The organism is Nonomuraea polychroma, assembly GCF_004011505.1.
Lineage (GTDB): Bacteria > Actinomycetota > Actinomycetes > Streptosporangiales > Streptosporangiaceae > Nonomuraea > Nonomuraea polychroma.
This window is the reverse complement of the sequence record NZ_SAUN01000001.1, coordinates 5,938,397-5,955,689: the sequence shown is the minus strand read 5'-3', so window position 1 is coordinate 5,955,689 and position 17,293 is coordinate 5,938,397. Positions and strand designations below refer to the sequence as shown.

Annotated in this window: 13 protein-coding genes; 5 read left to right on the top strand and 8 right to left on the bottom strand. The window is 70.2% G+C overall.

Annotated features, from left to right (window positions below):
- Positions 1-44 precede the first annotated feature (44 nt).
- Positions 45-962, top strand: a complete 918-nt coding sequence (locus tag EDD27_RS27115) for an ROK family protein (protein ID WP_127934884.1) — start codon at positions 45-47, stop codon at positions 960-962.
- On the opposite strand, the gene EDD27_RS27110 is transcribed toward EDD27_RS27115, so the two are convergent.
- The 7 genes from EDD27_RS27110 to EDD27_RS27080 form a co-directional block, all read right to left on the bottom strand.
- Entirely contained in the window at positions 925-2,610 is a 1,686-nt protein-coding gene (locus tag EDD27_RS27110; RefSeq protein WP_127934883.1) for an acyclic terpene utilization AtuA family protein, read from the bottom strand. The genes EDD27_RS27115 and EDD27_RS27110 overlap by 38 nt on opposite strands.
- Positions 2,607-3,368, bottom strand: coding sequence for an enoyl-CoA hydratase-related protein (locus EDD27_RS27105; RefSeq protein ID WP_127934882.1), 762 nt, complete (start codon positions 3,366-3,368; stop codon positions 2,607-2,609). The genes EDD27_RS27110 and EDD27_RS27105 overlap by 4 nt, the downstream gene beginning before the upstream one ends.
- Positions 3,365-5,239 carry an ATP-binding protein gene (locus tag EDD27_RS27100; RefSeq protein ID WP_127934881.1) on the bottom strand — a complete coding sequence of 625 codons (1,875 nt, stop codon included), beginning with the start codon at positions 5,237-5,239 and terminating at the stop codon, positions 3,365-3,367. The genes EDD27_RS27105 and EDD27_RS27100 overlap by 4 nt, the downstream gene beginning before the upstream one ends.
- Complete coding sequence (locus EDD27_RS27095) at positions 5,236-6,825, bottom strand: acyl-CoA carboxylase subunit beta (protein ID WP_127934880.1); 1,590 nt, start codon at positions 6,823-6,825, stop codon at positions 5,236-5,238. Before EDD27_RS27095 ends, EDD27_RS27100 begins: the two co-directional genes overlap by 4 nt.
- Positions 6,822-7,454 (bottom strand): TetR/AcrR family transcriptional regulator, encoded by a 633-nt coding sequence (locus tag EDD27_RS27090; RefSeq protein WP_164903806.1) that lies wholly within the window; start codon positions 7,452-7,454, stop codon positions 6,822-6,824. Before EDD27_RS27090 ends, EDD27_RS27095 begins: the two co-directional genes overlap by 4 nt.
- Before the next feature lie 111 nt (positions 7,455-7,565).
- On the bottom strand, positions 7,566-9,824 hold the full coding sequence (locus EDD27_RS57930) for a serine/threonine protein kinase (RefSeq protein WP_206641676.1): 2,259 nt from the start codon (positions 9,822-9,824) through the stop codon (positions 7,566-7,568).
- A gap of 168 nt (positions 9,825-9,992) precedes the next feature.
- The gene (locus tag EDD27_RS27080) at positions 9,993-11,354 is read right to left on the bottom strand and encodes an FAD-binding oxidoreductase (RefSeq protein WP_241564275.1); all 1,362 of its coding nucleotides are present in this window, start codon (positions 11,352-11,354) and stop codon (positions 9,993-9,995) included.
- Positions 11,355-11,406: 52 nt separating this feature from the next.
- On the opposite strand from EDD27_RS27080, the gene EDD27_RS27075 reads away from it, so the two are divergent.
- Positions 11,407-11,976: a hypothetical protein gene (locus EDD27_RS27075; protein ID WP_127934878.1), complete on the top strand. Its 570-nt coding sequence runs from the start codon at positions 11,407-11,409 to the stop codon at positions 11,974-11,976.
- A 3-nt stretch (positions 11,977-11,979) separates the two neighbouring features.
- Here EDD27_RS27075 and EDD27_RS27070 read toward each other — a convergent pair whose 3' ends face one another.
- Positions 11,980-13,185, bottom strand: a complete 1,206-nt coding sequence (locus tag EDD27_RS27070; protein ID WP_127934877.1) for an aspartate aminotransferase type Ic — start codon at positions 13,183-13,185, stop codon at positions 11,980-11,982.
- Between the two features lie 212 nt (positions 13,186-13,397).
- Here EDD27_RS27070 and ctaD point away from each other — a divergent pair, with 212 nt between their 5' ends.
- From ctaD to frdA, 3 genes are all read left to right on the top strand, one after another.
- Positions 13,398-15,110, top strand: a complete 1,713-nt coding sequence (gene ctaD / locus EDD27_RS27065; RefSeq protein WP_127934876.1) for an aa3-type cytochrome oxidase subunit I — start codon at positions 13,398-13,400, stop codon at positions 15,108-15,110.
- A 66-nt stretch (positions 15,111-15,176) separates the two neighbouring features.
- Positions 15,177-15,410, top strand: a complete 234-nt coding sequence (locus tag EDD27_RS27060) for a hypothetical protein (RefSeq protein WP_127934875.1) — start codon at positions 15,177-15,179, stop codon at positions 15,408-15,410.
- A 6-nt stretch (positions 15,411-15,416) separates the two neighbouring features.
- A complete protein-coding gene (gene frdA, locus EDD27_RS27055) occupies positions 15,417-17,150 on the top strand; it encodes a fumarate reductase (quinol) flavoprotein subunit (protein WP_127934874.1) in 1,734 nt (577 codons plus the stop codon).
- Positions 17,151-17,293: the final 143 nt, after the last annotated feature.

Genomic DNA, 17,293 nt, shown 5'->3' with positions numbered 1-17,293 from the left:
CTCTATGGGGGATGCTGATCTCAAAGTGATTGTTGGAGGGCGGGATGGAGTGCGTTGCGGCGATCGATGTCGGCGGGACCACCATGAAGGGTGGACTGGTCGCGCGTGACGGGACGATCCTCTACGCCGAGCGTCGCCCCACGCCCCGCGCGGAGGGCGCGGAGCAGGTGATCGCCGCCATCTCGGCCTTCACCGGCGATCTGTCCAGGCCTCGGGGAAGAATGCGGCCGGTGGCCGTGGGCCTGGCGGTTCCGGGGCTCGTCACGCCCACGCACGCGGTCTTCTCGGCGGCGTTCGGGTGGCGCGACGTTCCGGTTTCCGCGTTCACGGACGTGGACCTGCCTGTGGCGCTGGGGCATGACGTGCGGGCCGCGGGGGAGGCCGAACTGGTCTATGGGGCCGGTGGAGGGCGGGATGTGTTGTTCCTGCCCATCGGCACGGGGATCGCGGGCGCGGTCGTCCTGAACGGCTCACCGTACGGGGGCGCGGGCGGATGGGCCGGGCAGATCGGACACATCCCGGTCCGGCCTGACGGGCTGCCGTGCGGGTGCGGGCAGCGAGGTTGCCTGGCGGCCTACGCGTCGGCGGGGGCCATCGCGGCGCGGTGCGGGGAGCCGTCTGCCGAGCACGTCCTTCGCAGGATGCGGCAGGGGGACCAGGCGGCCGCTGCAGTTTGGCGGGAAGCGGTCGAGGCTCTCGCCCTGGCGCTGGCCACGTACACGCTGCTGCTGGATCCGGCGGAGATCGTCATCGGCGGCGGGTTGTCGCAGGCAGGCGACGCCCTGCTGGAGCCGGTACGCGCCCGCCTGGCGGAGCGCCTGGCCTTCCGGCCCGCTCCGGACGTGCGGGCCTCGCGGCTCGGTGTGCAGGCCGGCCTGCTGGGGGCGGCGCTGCTGGGGTGGGGGGGCGTGGCCCACGGCGGTCTCAGGCGTCGGGAAGGAGCTCGGCGGGGATGTCCGTGAGCTGGGCGCGTAGTTCCTCGCCCAAGGCCTTGGCCTGCGGATCCATGCGCGGGCTCGCCGCCACGCCCCTGCCGAGCAGGCCGTGGACGACGAAGTTGAGCGCCAGGATGTTCGGCAGTTCGAAACGCTCGATCCGGTACGGGGCCAGGTCCGGGAGCAGCTCCTGGAGCTTGGCGATCGTGAGGTGGGCGGCCAGCCAGCCGTAGCGGCCGGCGGTGTCGGCCCAGACCCCGAGGTTCGCATTGCCGCCTTTGTCGCCTGATCGGGCCCCGGCGATCCGCCCGAGTGGCGCCCGTACCACCGGCCCGCCGATCGACGTCACTTCACTCCGCGCGGGCGCCGGGAGCGAGCCGGCGGGCGGCGCGGCGCGGGAGGCCTCGTGGGGGACCTCGTCGCCGTTCAGGAACACCCGGGGGCGGATCTCGGCGGCCGGGACGAGGACCGGCCAGTACACGCCGTACGGCGAGGCGTCTCCCGGCGGCGTCAGCCCGTGGAAACCCGGATAGCTGGACAGTCCCGTCTCCACCACAGCCGAGGAGAAGGCCCGGCCGGCCTTGTGCCGGTCGGCGTCCATGACCGTGATCCGCAGCAGGCCGCCGCCGGTCAGCGTCACGTCCACCTGGTCGAACGACTCACGCGGGACCCGCGCCCAGATCGCCTCCTCCGCGACCCTCGCCTTCGCCTCCACGTCCAGCCCCGTCAGCACGAGCGTCATCGTGTTGCGGTAGCCGGCCAGGTAATTGACCGCGACCTTGAGGGTGTCCGGCGGCGGCTCCCCGCGGACCCCGGACACCAGCACCCGGTCCGGCCCCTCCTGCGACAAGGTGATCGTGTCGAACCTGGCCACCACATCGGGGCCGGGATAACGCGGGCCGCCGATCTCGTAGACGAGCTGCGCGGTCACTGTGCCGATCGACACGAGACCGCCTGTGCCCGGATGCTTGGTGATCACCGCCGACCCGTCGGCCCGCAGCTCGGCGATCGGGAAGCCGCAGCGCGCCAGGTCCGGCACCTCCTGGAAGAACGCGTAGTTGCCGCCGGTCGCCTGGCAGCCGCACTCGATGACGTGCCCGGCGACCACCGAGCCGGCCAGCGCGTCGAGATCGCCGGGACCCCAGCCGTACCGCCACATGCCCGGCCCCGTGACCAGCGCCGCGTCCGTCACCCTGCCGGTCACCACCACGTCCGCTCCCGCCGACAGCGCGGTCGCGATGGGCCGCCCGCCCAGGTACGCGTTCGCGGTCAGCGGGGTCGCGTCGAGCCGCTCACCGGTGTCGGCGTTGATCAGATCGAGCGGCCGGCCGGTGAGGTCGTCGCCGGTGACGTACGCGACGTTGGGGGACAGGCCGAGCCGGCCGGCCAGCTCGTGCACGGCCTCGGCGCACCCGGCCGGGTCCAGGCCGCCCGCGTTCGAGACGATCTTGATGCCTCTGTCGAGGCAGGGGCCGAGAACGTCCTCGAGCTGGCGCAGGAACGTGGGCGCATAGCCGGGCCGGCCCTTGAGCCGGTTGCCCGCCAGAATGAGCATGGTCAGCTCGGCCAGCCAGTCGCCGGTCAGCACGTCGATCGGGCCGCCCTCGACCATCTCCCGCGCCGCCGAGAGCCGATCGCCGAAGAAGCCGCTGCAGTTCGCGATGCGCAGCGTCACGGCGACGCCCACCGCGGCGGGCGTTTGTCCCAGAACGCCGCGATCCCTTCCTGGCCCTCCTCCGAGGTGAACCGCTCGGCGGACAACTCCGTCATCCGCCGCAGCCCCTCCTCGAACGACAGCTGGGGCACCTCTCTGAGCAGCCGCTTCGTGATCGCCAGCGCCTCCGGGCCACCCTTGATCAACATCGACGCATAGTGCGCCACCGTCGCGTCCAGCTCCTCCTCCGGCACGGCCCGCGACAACAGCCCGATCTCGGCGGCCGTGGAGGCGTCGAACACCTCGCCGGTCAGGAAGTATTCAGCCGCCGCCCGGGGATCGAGCCTGCGCAGCACCGGTACGGAGATCATGGCGGGCACGACGCCCAGGCGTACCTCCGTGAACGCGAACGACGCCGTCAGCGGCGCGATCGCGAAGTCGCAGGAGGCCACCAGCCCCAGGCCGCCTGCCCGCGCGGTGCCGTTGAGCCGGCAGACGACCGGCTTCGGGCTCTCCCAGAGCAGCGTGAAGATCTCCGGAAGCGACGCCGTCACCGGCGCGCCCGCCGCCTTCTGCTCCTTCAGGTCGGCGCCCGAGCAGAACACGGTCCCGGTGGCGGTCAGCACGATCACCCTGGCCGCGGGTTCGGCCAGCGCCCACGTGAGCTGGTCTTCGAGGTCGGCGAGCAGGCGTACGGACAAGGCGTTGCGGTTGTGCGGTGAGTCCAGCGTGACGGTGGCGACGCCGCCCGCCAGGTCCTTGCGTACGAGGCTCGTCATGGGTTCCCTTCCTGGATGATCGCCAGTACGGCGCCCGCCTCGACCTGCTGTCCCTTCTCGACGTGCACGCCGGAGACCACGCCGTCGGCCGGGGCGGCGATCCGATGCTCCATCTTCATCGCCTCCAGCACCAGCACCGACTGGCCCTTCACCACCCGGTCGCCGGCCGCCACCTCGACCCTGAGCACGCTGCCCGGCATCGGAGCCAGCAGAGAGCCCGGCGCGATCTGCTCGACAGGCTCGGGCAGGCGGGGCACCGGGGTCAGCTCGGCGTGGCCGCCTGCGTGGTCGACATAGACGGTGCCGTCCTCGTCGTACTGGGCGATCTCGTACGTGTGCCGGACGCCGTCGCGTTCCAGGACCACCCGGTGGGGCTCCGTGCTGATCGTCACCACGCCGTCCGGCAGCGGGTCGTAGACCACTTCGATGCCGGTGAAGCAGGCACGCCGGGGTTGGGAGCGTACGTTGCGCCAGCCGCTGGGCAGACCGGCCAGCACGGGGGCGCGGCGACGGTTGGCGGCGGCCAGGGCCAGGGCGGCGGCCAGCGCGGGCAAGTGGTCGGCCGGCTCCGCCGTGTCGGCGCCGAGGGGACCGTCGGCGGCCAGGAAGCCGGTGTGGGTGTCACCGGCCACAAAAGCCTGGTTTGTCAGGATTTTCACCAACAAATCCCGGTTTGTTGTGAGGCCATGCAGCCGTGCTCCCCGCAGCGCCGCGACGAGTTTCCGCACCGCCTCGGCCCGGGACGTGCCGTGCGCGATCACCTTGGCCAGCATCGGGTCGTAGTACGGCGAGACGACCGAACCCGACTCCACCCCCGCATCCACCCGCACATCCCCGCCGACCTCGAACCGCCGCAACACCCCCGACTGCGGCAGATAATCGGCGTCCTCCGCATAAAGCCGCACCTCCACCGCATGCCCTGACGCCTTCGGAGGAGCCGGGGACAAGGCGATCCCCTCGGCCACCTCCAGCTGCAGCCGCACGAGGTCGACACCATAGACCAGCTCGGTGACCGGATGCTCGACCTGGAGCCGGGTGTTCATCTCCAGGAACGCCACCCGATCCCCCTGGACCAGGAACTCCACCGTCCCGGCCCCGGTGTAGCCGATCCTGCGCGCGGCCCGGACCGCCGCCTCGCACAACCGCTCCCGCACCTCGGGCGAGATGCCCGGCGAGGGGCACTCCTCGACGACCTTCTGATGCCGCCGCTGCACGCTGCACTCACGCTCGCCCAGCGCCCACACGGTCCCATGCGTGTCGGCCAGCACCTGCACCTCGACGTGCCTGGCCCGCTCCAGCAGCGGCTCGGCGAAGACGGCCGGGTCGCCGAAGGCCGACTCCGCCTCCCGCCGCGCGGACTCGACCTCCCGCGCCAGCTCCGCGGCCTCCCGTACGATCCGCATGCCGCGTCCGCCGCCACCGGCGGACGCCTTCACCAGCAGGGGAAACCCCGCGGGCGCGGCCAGGTCGAGCGAGGGCAGGACCGGGACCCCGGCCTCCTCCATCAGCCGCTTCGCGGTGATCTTCGACCCCATGGCCTCGATGGCCGCGGGCGGCGGGCCCACCCAGGTGAGCCCGGCGGCCAGCACCGCCTGTGCGAACGCGGCATTCTCCGACAGGAAGCCGTAGCCGGGATGCACCGCGTCCGCCCCGGACGCCACGCAGGCCTCAATGATCCGGTCCATGTCCAGGTAGGTATCGGACGGGCGGGCGCCGCGCAGTCGTACCGCGAGGTCGGCCTCCGCCACGTGCGGCGCGTCCGCGTCGGGGTCGGCGAAGACGGCCACTGTGGAGATGCCGAGCGATCTGCAGGTACGGAAGACGCGGCGGGTGATCTCGCCCCGGTTCGCGACGAGCAGGCGGGTGATCACGGCCGGAACACCCCGAATCCTTGGGGCTCCGGCACGGGGGCGCTGTTGATCGCCGACAGGCACATGCCCAGCACGGTACGCGTGTCGCGCGGATCGATCACGCCGTCGTCGTAGAGCCGTCCGGACAGGAAGAACGGCAGTGATTCGGCCTCGATCTGGGCCTCGACCATGGCACGCATCGCCGCGTCGGCCTCCTCGTCGTACACCTGCCCCTTGGCCTGGGCCGACGCCCGTCCCACGAGCGACAGCACCCCGGCGAGCTGCGCCGGGCCCATCACCGCCGACTTGGCGCTCGGCCAGCTGAACAGGAAGCGGGGCTCGTAGGCGCGCCCGCACATGCCGTAGTTGCCCGCGCCGTACGAGGCGCCCATGACGATCGTCAGGTGCGGGACGGTCGAGTTGGAGACCGCATTGATCATCATGGCGCCGTGCTTGATGATGCCGCCCTGCTCGTAGTCCTTGCCGACCATGTAGCCGGTCGTGTTCTGCAGGAAGAGAAGGGGGGTGCGTGACTGGTTGGCGAGCTGGATGAACTGGGTGGCCTTCTGCGACTCCTCGCTGAACAACACGCCGCGTGCGTTGGCCAGCACGCCCACCGGATAGCCGTGGATCCGCGCCCATCCCGTCACCAGCGAGGCCCCGTAGAGCGGCTTGAACTCCTCGAACTCACTCCCGTCCACCACCCTCGCGATCACCTCGCGCGGGTCGAACGGCACCTTGAGATCCTCCGGCACGATCCCCAGCAGCTCATCCGCCGGATACTTCGGATCTTCCGCGGAAACGGGGGTGACGCCCAGCTTGCGCCAGTTCAGCGACCGTACGATGCGCCGCCCGATCCTGAGCGCGTCGTGCTCGTCCTGGGCGAGGTAGTCGGCCAGCCCGCTGATCCTGGCGTGCATCTCGGCCCCGCCTAGAGACTCGTCGTCGGATTCCTCCCCGGTCGCCATCTTGACCAGGGGCGGGCCGCCCAGGAACACTTTCGCACGCTCCCGCACCATCACCACGTAGTCGCTCATTCCGGGCACGTACGCGCCGCCGGCCGTGGAGTTGCCGAAGACCAGCGCGACGGTCGGGATCCCGGCGGCCGACAGCCTTGTCAGGTCGCGGAAGATGCGCCCGCCCGGAATGAAGATCTCCTTCTGCGTCGGGAGATCCGCGCCGCCGCTCTCGACCAGGTTCACGTACGGCAGGCGGTTCTGCAGCGCGATGTCCGCGGCCCGCAGGGACTTCTTCAACGTCCACGGATTCGACGCCCCGCCACGGACCGTGGGATCGTTCGCGGTGATCATGCACTCGACCCCCTCGATCACCCCGATCCCGGCGACCATCCCGGCTCCGACCTGGAACTCGCTGCCCCAGGCCGCCAGCGGCGACAGCTCGAGGAACGGTGAGTCCGGGTCGACGAGCAGCTCGATGCGCTCCCTGGCGAGCAGCTTGCCCCGGCCGCGGTGCCGCTCGACGTACTTCTCCCCGCCGCCGGCCACCGCCTTGGCGTGCTCGGCGTCGAGCTCGGCCAGTTTGGCGAGCATCGCCTCGCGCCGCTGCCGGTATTCGTCGCCGAGCGGGTCGATCCTGCTCCTGATCATGCGCCCTCCGTAGTTGACGTGCGCGTCAACCCGATGGCCTGCGCCCACAGCCGCGTCAGATGATCGACGGCCATCTCCTCGTCGGCCTGTTCGCCCAGATCCAGCCAGACATGAGCGAAATGCTCCACCATCCCGCCCAGCATGATGGCGGTGACCCTGGGATCCAGCGCCGGATCGGCCAGCCCCTGCTCCTGCAGCCGCCGCAGCCCGTCCGCGCCGCGCCGTACGAAGACCTCGCGCAGCTCCAGCAGCAGCCGCCCAAACCTCTCCTCGGAAACGGCCGCGTGCTCCACCATCCGGACGAGCCGCGAGTTCGCCGCCCATGCCCGCAGGTAGAGGCGGTTGGCCGCCTCGATGCGCGCGTACGGATCGCCGGTGGCCGTGTCCCCGACGACGCTCGCCGCGAACATCTCCCCGACCACGGCCTCGGCCACCTCGCCGAACAGCGCTTCCTTGGAGCCGAAGTAGGTGTAGAAGGAGCCGTGCGAAACCCCGGCCCGCCGGCACACGTCGTCGATCCGCACGGCGTCGTAGCCGTGCTCCTCGAACGCCTCGCGTCCCGCGTGGAGCAAGGCGGCGCGCGTCCGCTGGCCTCTGGGCGTCAGCACAGGCGACGACCTGACGATCACGTCAACTACGGTAGCCGTCGTCTTCCACATGCGAAAGCCCTGTCCGGCGAGCCATGAGGCACCGGGCAGGGCTTGGGGTGGGAAAGGCTGTGGCCGACGGACGGAGCGACGTCAGCCGCAGTGGCTCCAGCCCGACTTCCAGATTTGCTCAGCCCACTGTCCGCCCCAGATCACGCATTTCTTGGCGGCGGGAAGCCTGATAGGCCCTGCGTATGCCGTGAACCTGCCCGGGTTGCTCGCGCTGGATCCGCCCTTCACCTGAAGGATCGCGTTCATCTGCACCTTGCCCGGGTGGACGAAGCGCGACAGCGTGACCACGCAATTCTTGCCCGCACTGGAGTTGTACAGCAGGTAGATCGTGGCGTTGCGCAGGGCGTGCGAGTCGACGACCTTATAGCCGGCGCCGCACAGGGACGTCGCTCTGTACGGGTTGGGCTTGAGCGGAACGTATGTCTTGGTCGGCTTGCTCGTAGGAGCAACGGTGGTCGTGGGGCCGGAGGTCGGAGGCGGCGCTGAAGTCGGCTCGGTTTCCGGGTCCACCGTATTCGTCTGCTTTTTCTTGGTCGGCTTCGGCGAAGGCTCGGCCCGCTTCGTGGTGGTCTGCGGCCGTGGCTGGGACGTCTCGACCGGGGTCGTCGGAACCTGGGCGACCGGCTGCTTGGTTTGCTTCTTCGGCTTCTTGGTCTCCTCCGGGACCTCGATGTCCATGGTGGGGACCGGTTCCGAGGTGTCGGTCGGGACGACCGGGGCGGGGGTCTGATCGGTGGTCGGGGGTTCGCCGGGCTGGCCGGCGCCCGAGCCGTCGCCAGGGGTGCTCGCGCTGGAGTCCTTCACGGCCACCACCGGGATCTGCTTGCTGTTGGCCTGCACCACGACGGCGCCGGCCACCACGAGCAGGGCCGCGGCTGCGGCGCCGGACAGGGCGAGGGTCAGGGTACGGCGCTGTCTCGCCGGAGTGCGGTCACCGGGCCGTGAAGAGCCGCCGGGGCCGCCCGGTCCGGCGGTTCCGCCAGGCGGCCTACCAGGCCCGCCTGGCCCGCTGTGCCCGCCGTGCTGAGCTGGGGCACCGGGAGCGCCCGGGCTGCTGTATCCGCCTGGTCCGCCCGGAGCTCCTCCCTGGAACGGGCCGCTGCCGGGCATGCCGGATGCGGCGGCCTGAGGGCCGCTGGTGGGACCGCCCTGGTGGCCACCGCCATATGGCGTGCCGCCCTGGGGCGCTCCCGCGTGCGGGCCGTTGCCGGGCATGGCGTTCTGGGGGCCGGCCATCCCGGGCTGGAGACCGCTGTGAGGGGAGCCGGTCCCGGGGGCGGTTCCCATGGGGGAGGCGCCCTGGCCGGGCCCGTTCTGGGCCGCGGCGGCAGGAAGGCCGTAGGGGCCCGTTTGCGGAGGTGTGCCGTGCTGCTGGCCCGTCGCCGCGGGCTGGGGACCGGTGGGCTGCGTCCAAGGGCCGGGGTGGGCGGCACCGGCTTGAGGTCCCGTGCCGGGCTGCGGGCCCGCCGGCGGGACGCCCGCCACGCCGAGCTGCTGGCCGGTCACCGGCTCGATGGCCGCTTTCGGGGCCGGCTGGCCGGTGAGACGGAGGATGAGCTCGTCGGCGCTCGGGCGCTGGCTGGGGTCCTTGGACAGGCAGGCGGCCACCAGCCCGGCCAGCTCGCCCTCCATTCTCCCGAGCTCCGGCTCCTCGTTCAGGATCCGGTTCATCACCACCGGGATGGAGTCCGCGCCGAAGGCGGGCTTGCCCGTGGCGGCGAACACCATGGTGACGCCCCACGCGAACACGTCGGCCGCCTCCGACACCGCCGCGCCGCTCAGCTGCTCGGGCGCCAGGTACGACGGCGTCCCCATCGCCATCCCCGTGGCCGTGGCGCCCGGCGAGTCCAGGGCGCGGGCGATGCCGAAGTCGATCACGACGGGCCCCTCGGGCCCCATGAGCACGTTGGCGGGCTTGAAGTCGCGATGCAGGATTCCGGCCCGGTGAATGGCGGCGAGTGCGGTGGCCGTGCTGATCGCGAGCCGTTCGAGCGCCGCACCCCGTCGCGGGCCCTCGTTGATGACCAGCTCACGCAGGGAGGGCCCGGGGACGTACTCGCTCACGATGTACGGCCGGCTTCCCTCCAGGTCGGCGTGGAGAACGGGGGCGGTGCAGAACCTGGCCACCCGCTGGGCCACCGCCACCTCGCGCAGGAACCGGGTCCTGGCGTCGGCATCGGCCACCAGGGCGTGGTGCAGCAGCTTGACCGCGACCTGTTCCCCGGAGTCGCTCTTGCCCAGATAGACAACGCCCTGGCCGCCCTCGCCGAGCCGGGCGACGATGTCGTACGCCCCCAGCCGTCGCGGGTCGTCCGCCGCCAACGGCTGGAACTGATTCACGTCGGACCCCCATCACAACCCAATAGATGAGGCAAAACGCTACCAGCGTGGCGGTTGGGACGTCTGCCGGACCAATAAGAAGTTTCATCTTTTGACGCCACTAGTCAGTGTTGCGACGCAGGTCGTGTACGGTGCGACGCCCAAGGTCACGGCTTGGTCAAGAGCGGCTCAGATGGCCTTGCCCGGGTTGAGGATGCCCAGCGGGTCGAAGACGGCCTTGATGCCGCGCTGGACCTCGGCGGCCACCGGCCCGGCCTCCATCGCCAGCCAGCGCTGCTTGAGCAGCCCCACGCCGTGCTCCCCGGTGAGCGTGCCACCCAGCTCCAGCGCGTGCGTGAAGATCTCGTCCGCCGCCGCCCACACCTCGGCGGGCGGCTCCACCGAACCGCGGTCGAAGATGAAGACCGGGTGCAGGTTGCCGTCGCCGGCGTGCGCGACCGTGCAGATCTTGACCCCGTGCCGGGCCGCCGTCGCCTCGATCGCGCTGATCATGTCGGGCAGCACGGATCGCGGCACGCAGACGTCCTCCACCAGGCACGCCCCGAGCCGCTCCTTGGCGTCGTACGCCAGCCTGCGCAGCCCGATCAGCTCCTCGGCCTCCTGCGGGCTGGAGGACACGGCCACGAACGAGGCGCCGTTCTCCATGCAGATCCGCTCCATGCGCTCGGCCACCGCCTGCCCGTCTCCGGCGTCGGACTGGCCGATGAGCATGGCCGTCGTGTCGGCCTCCAGGCCGAAGTTACGCATGTCGTTGATGGCCTCCAGCGTGGCGCGGTCGAGCAGCTCCATGAGCGACGGCTGGCAACCGGCCGCCATGATCGCCGACACCGCCGCCCCCGCGTCCCTGAGCGAGCCGAACTCGGCCGCGAACGTCGCCGGCGCTCCGGCCGGCGCCCGCCGCAGGCGTACCGTGGCCGCGGTGATCACGCCCAGCGTGCCCTCCGAGCCGACGAACAGGCCGGTCAGGTCGTAGCCGGTGACGCCCTTCATGGTGCGCCGGCCGGTGTTCAGCACCCGGCCGTCGGCCAGCACGACCTCGAGGCCGAGCGCCGAGTCCCTGGTGACGCCGTACTTGACGCACCGCAGCCCGCCGGCGTTGGTCGCCAGGTTCCCGCCGATCGTGGAGATCTGGTACGAGGACGGGTCCGGCGCGTACATGAGCCCGTGCTCCCTGGCGGCCCGGTCCAGGTCGGCGGTGATGACGCCGGGCTCGACGACGGCGATCTCGTCGGCGGGGGAAAGCTCCTTGATCGCCGTCATCTTGGCCAGCGACACGATGATCGTGCCGTCGCCGGCGACGGACGCGCCCGCCAGGCCGGTGCCCCCGCCGCGCGGCACCACCGGCACCCGGTGCTCGCTCGCCCACTTCATCGTGGTGACCACGTCGTCGCGGGAAACCGCGAGCACCACGCCGAGCGGCTTGCCGGGCTCCAGGAACGTCCGGTCGCGGGCGTAGGAGCCGACCACGTCGGGGTCGGTCTGGACGCGGCCCTCGGGCAGGGCGCTCACCAAGGCATCGATGGGTCTCACATCATGCAGCTTATGGTTTGCGCAGAGTGCTCCTTAAGGACAAACTGCCCAGGTGGAAGTCAGGTGCCCGGTGTGCTCGCGTACTGACCAGGTCGTCGCGGTCCCCGGAGCGGTCGCCGCGGGGACCACGTACAAGATCGGGCGGGTCAGGTTGCCGGGCACGCGGGAGGTCGCCGACCTCCCCACCGCCGCGACGCTGGGCGCGTCCAAGCACGTGATGAGCCGTACGCAGCTCGCGGTCTGGATGTCGTTCCCCAGCCGCCACTACACCCCGTGGGCCAGGAACCAGGGCTACATCATGTTGTGCGCGGCGGCGCTGGTCCACCTGGTCGTGTCACTGGTGATCGCGATGGGGCAGGACCCGCAGTGGGGCGAGGTGCTGCTCGCCCCGTTCTGCCTGACGGGCCTGTTCTGGGGGTTCGGGCTGCTGAACGTGCTCGGCTCGCACGGCGCGCGCAGACGCGACAACGTCGAGGCGCCGGCCAGGGAGAAGGCCCTGGCCGTCTGGGAGAGCCTCTACTACTGCGCCCGCGACAACGTCGTCTTCGAGCCGGAGGTCGGCGTCTCGTTCCATCCGAGCGAGACGCGCGACTACATCTTCGGCTTCAGGAACAACCGCTAGGCGTCAGCCGCGCTCCTCGGCCACCAGGCGCACGCAGACGGCCAGGCCGTTGATGGCCTGCTCGAGCTCGTCCAGCTCCGGGTACGTCGGCGCGATCCTGATCGTGCGGTCGTCCGGGTCCTTGCCGTACGGGTGCGTGGCGCCGGCCGGCGTCAGCGCGATGCCCGCGGCCTTGGCCCTGGCCACGACCTCGGCCGCGTGCGGCACCTCCAGGCTGATGAAGTAGCCGCCCTTGGGGCTGGTCCAGGTCGCCAGGCCGCCGAGCTGCTCGGTCAGCACCTTGTCCACCAGCTCGAACTTCGGCCCGATCAGGTCGGCGTGCCGCCGCATGTGCGCGGCCACGCCCGCGCCGTCGCGCAGGAACTCCACGTGACGCAGCTGGTTGATCTTGTCGGGGCCGATGGACTGCTTGGCGGTGTTGTGGAGGAACCACTCGGCGTTCGCCGGCGAGGAGCCGAAGAACGACACGCCGGCCCCGGCCAGCGTCACCTTGGAGGTGGAGGCGTACACGAACACCCGGTCGGCGTTGCCCTGCTCGGCGGCCAGCGCCAGCAGGTCGGCCAGCTCGGCCGGAGTGTCGGTGAGGTGGTGCACCGCGTAGGCGTTGTCCCAGAAAATCCGGAAATCGGGGGCGGCGGTGGGCATGGCCGCCAGCCTGCGGACCGTCTCGTCGCTGTAGACGATGCCGGACGGGTTGCTGTACTTCGGCACGCACCACATGCCCTTGACGCTCGCGTCGCCGGCGACGAGGCGCTCGACGACGTCCATGTCGGGGCCGTCGGCGTTCATCGGCACGGGGACCATCTTGATCCCGAACCGCTCGCAGATCGTGAAATGCCGGTCATAGCCGGGCACCGGACACAGGAACGTGATCTCCGGCTCCTCGATCCAGCGCCGCTCGGCACCGGGAACCTTGGACAGCAGCGCGTGCACCACCGTGTCGTGCATGAGCGCCAGGCTGGCGTTGCCGCCCACGACGAGCTGCTCGGCGGGCACCTGGATCAGCGGCGCGAACAGCCGGCGCAGCTCGGCGAGGCCCTGCAGGTTGCCGTAGTTGCGGCCGTCGGTGCCGTCGGCCGCCTTGTAGGACGCCGGCAGTTTGAGCATGTCATTGGAGAGGTCGAGCTGGCGCGGCGACGGCTTGCCCCTGGTGAGGTCGAGCGAGAGCCCTCGCTGGACGAGGGCGGCGTAGTCACGCTGAGCGGTCACAGAGATCTCTCCTCGGAATCGGTCCCAGACCGCAAGGATAGAAGAACACGCCGGACGGTCCGGCCCTCTTCCGCTATGTGGGACGACATGCTCGGTGCGACGAGGGCAAAAACCTGGGCCACGAATGTCAAAGAACGACTTCACGAGCGGCTGCGGTTGGCGTGGAATGGGTAGATCGGGGCAGGCCCATCTCCGCACTGGAGGGAGCAGCCGTGACGACCGTTCGCGAGCCCTCGATCGAGCAGGTCCGGCGCCGCCGTACCGGGACCGTCATCGCCTCCTGGTTGTCGACGACCGACCACAAGGTCATCGGATACCTCTATCTGATCACCTCGTTCGGGTTCTTCCTCGCGGCCGGGATCATGGCGATGATCATCCGGGCCGAGCTCGCGCAGCCGGGCATGAACCTGGTCAGCCAGCAGATGTACAACCAGCTGTTCACCATGCACGGCACGATCATGCTGCTGCTGTTCGCCACGCCGCTGTTCGCCGGGTTCACCAACGTGGTGATGCCGCTGCAGATCGGCGCGCCGGACGTCGCCTTCCCCCGGCTGAACGCGGTGGCGTACTGGTTGTTCCTGTTCGGCGGGCTTATGGTGCTGGCCGGGTTCTTCACGCCGGGCGGGGCGGCCGACTTCGGGTGGTTCGCGTACACGCCGCTGTCGTCGTCGATCTACTCGCCGCAGGTAGGCGGCGATCTGTGGATCATGGGACTGGCGCTGTCGGGGCTCGGCACGATTCTCGGCGGAGTCAACTTCATCACCACGATCATCGGCATGCGGGCGCCGGGCATGACCATGTTCCGCCTGCCGCTGTTCACCTGGAACGTTCTGCTCACCAGCGTGATGGTGCTGCTGGCGTTCCCCGTGCTCGCCGCGGCGCTGCTGGTGCTCGAATCGGACCGCAAGCTGGGCACGCAGGTCTTCCTGAGCGAGAACGGCGGGCCGCTGATCTGGCAGCACCTCTTCTGGTTCTTCGGCCACCCCGAGGTGTACATCATCGCGCTGCCCTTCTTCGGGATCATCACCGAGGTGATCCCGGTGTTCAGCCGCAAGCCGATCTTCGGCTACCTGGGGCTGGTGGGCGCCACGATCGCGATCGCCGGGCTGTCGATGACGGTGTGGGCGCACCACATGTTCCCGACCGGCCAGGTGCTGCTGCCGTTCTTCTCGTTCATGACGTTCCTCATCGCGGTGCCGACCGGGGTGAAGTTCTTCAACTGGATCGGGACCATGTGGCGGGGGCATCTGTCGTTCGAGTCGCCGATGTTGTTCGCCGTGGGTTTCCTGGTGACGTTCCTGATCGGCGGGCTCACCGGGATCATCCTGGCCTCGCCGCCGCTCGACTTCCACATCACCGACACGTACTTCGTGGTCGCCCATTTCCACTACGTGGTGTTCGGGACCGTGGTGTTCGCGATGTTCGCCGGGTTCTACTTCTGGTGGCCGAAGATGACCGGCAGGATGCTCGACGACCGGCTCGGCAAGGTGCACTTCTGGACGTTGTTCATCGGCTTCCACACCACGTTCCTGGTGCAGCACTGGCTGGGACAGCTCGGCATGCCCCGGCGCTACGCCGACTACGGGGCGGCCGACGGCTTCACCTGGCTCAATCAGGTCTCGTCCATCGGCGCGTTCCTGCTGGGCGCCTCCACGTTGCCGTTCCTCTACAACGTGTTCAAGACCACCAGGCACGCCCCCAAGGTCATGCTCGACGACCCATGGGGCTACGGCAACTCCCTGGAATGGGCGACCTCCTGCCCGCCGCCCCGGCACAACTTCACCAGCATTCCGCCCATCCGCTCCGAGCGGCCCGCCTTCGATCTGCACTATCCCCGCGAGCTGGAGGAACGTCCCTCGGCGGTCGAGGAGGCGGAGGAGGGCGGCAAGCACGACGTCACCCCCCGGCAGGACACATCCGACTGACCTTTCACGAACCAGATCGCGGTGCTTGTGTGGAGATGACGTTTCGCCCATCTAAGGAGATCGGCGATGACAGGCACGAAGATCCCCTTCGACCCCGAGACGGCCCCCTGCGGCAAAAGGTCCGGAGGTCAGCGCCTCGTCGACGACGACGGCTACGGCCTGGTGATCCGTGACCAGTTCTTCGACTGCGGCTGCCGCCGGATCCGCCACGAGTACCACGACGGAAGCATCCACCTGTCCGCCATCCGCCATGACGGCAAGCGGGTGAAGGACCCGATCCAACCCGACCACGGGAGCTGAGCATCAATGATCGACGTGCTGATCGTCGGGGGAGGCGGGGCGGGCCTGCGCGCGGCCGTCGCGGTCGCCGAGCTGGACCCGTCATTGAAGGTGGCGGTCGTGTCGAAGGTCTATCCGATGCGCAGCCACACCGTCTCCGCCGAGGGCGGCGCGGCCGGGGTGATCGGCCTCGACGACACGCTCGACGAGCACTGCTACGACACGATCTCCGGCGGCGACTGGCTGCCCGATCAGGACGCGGTCGAGGCGTTCGTGTACGAGGCGCCGCGCGAGCTGATGCAGCTCGAGCACTGGGGCTGCCCGTGGAGCCGCGAGCCGGACGGCCGTGTCGCCGTCCGGCCGTTCGGCGGCATGAAGAAGATGCGCACCTGGTACGCCGCCGACAAGACCGGCTTCCACCTGCTGCACACCCTGTTCCAGACGACTCTGAAATACCAGGACATCGTCAGGTACGACGAGTGGTTCGTGACCAAGCTCGTCGTCGACGACGGCCGCGTGCATGGCGTCGTGGCCGTGGAGATCAGGACCGGCCGCATCGAGACCATCCCCGCCAGGACGGTCATCCTGGCAACCGGCGGCTGCGGCCGGGTCTTCCCCTTCACCACCAACGCCGCCATCAAGACCGGCGACGGCATGGCGCTGGCCTACCACGCCGGCGCGCCGCTGAAGGACATGGAGTTCGTCCAGTACCACCCGACCGGCCTGCCGTTCACCGGCATCCTCATCACCGAGGCAGCCAGGGCGGAGGGCGGCTGGCTGATCAACAAGGACGGCTATCGCTACCTGCAGGACTACGACCTCGGCAAGCCCACGCCCACGCCGAAGCTGCGCAGCATGGAGCTGGGCCCGCGCGACCGGCTGTCCCAGGCGTTCGTGCACGAGCAGGAGAAGGGCCGCACCGTCGACACGCCGTACGGGCCGGTCGTCTACCTGGACCTGCGCCATCTCGGCGAAGGCAAGATCGACACGCGCATCCCCTTCGTGCGCGAGCTGTGCAAGAGCTACCAGAACCTCGACCCGGCCACCGACCTCATCCCGGTGCGCCCGGTCGTGCACTACATGATGGGCGGCGTCCACACCGACATCGACGGCGCCACCCCCATCGCCGGCCTGTACGCGGCCGGCGAGACCGCCTGCGTGAGCATCAACGGCGCCAACCGGCTCGGCTCGAACTCGCTGCCCGAGTGCCTGGTCTTCGGCCGCCGCGCCGGGACCGCCGCCGCCGAGTTCGCCCGGTCCCACCGGGACGGCGAGGCGGCGGCCGTCCGCAGCCAGGGGGAGGACGAGCGGCGGCGCTTGGAGCGGGCGCGCGAGGGCAGGAGGACCGGCGAGCGGGTGGCTGACCTGCGTGAGCAGATGCAGCACACGCTGGAGGGCGCGGCCGGCATCTACCGCAACGGAGACGTCCTGGCCAAGGCCGTCGACACGCTCGCCGAGCTGCGCGAACGCGCCGAGGATGTGTGTTTCGACGACACCGGCGCCGCCTTCAACACCGAGCTGATCAACCTGCAGGAGCTGCACACCATGCTGGAGGTCGCGCAGACGATCGTGGCCTGCGCGCTGAACAGGGAGGAGTCACGCGGCGCACACCAGCGCACCGACTTCGAGGCCAGGGACGACGCCAACTTCCTGGCGCACTCGCTGGTGCACCGCGCCCCCGACGGCACCCCGTCGGTCACCCTGCTCCCCGTAACGATCACCCGCTGGCCGCCGGGAGAAAGGGTTTATGGCCGTGACTGAACCCGACGCCCCCCGCGAGCGGAGCGAGCAATTGGACAGGGTGCGTCGCGAAGCGGAGCGAGCAATTGGACAGGGTGCATCGCGAAGCGGAGCGGGGGGCGCCGCGGAGCAAGCCACCCGCGGAGCGAATGAGGAGGGTGAAG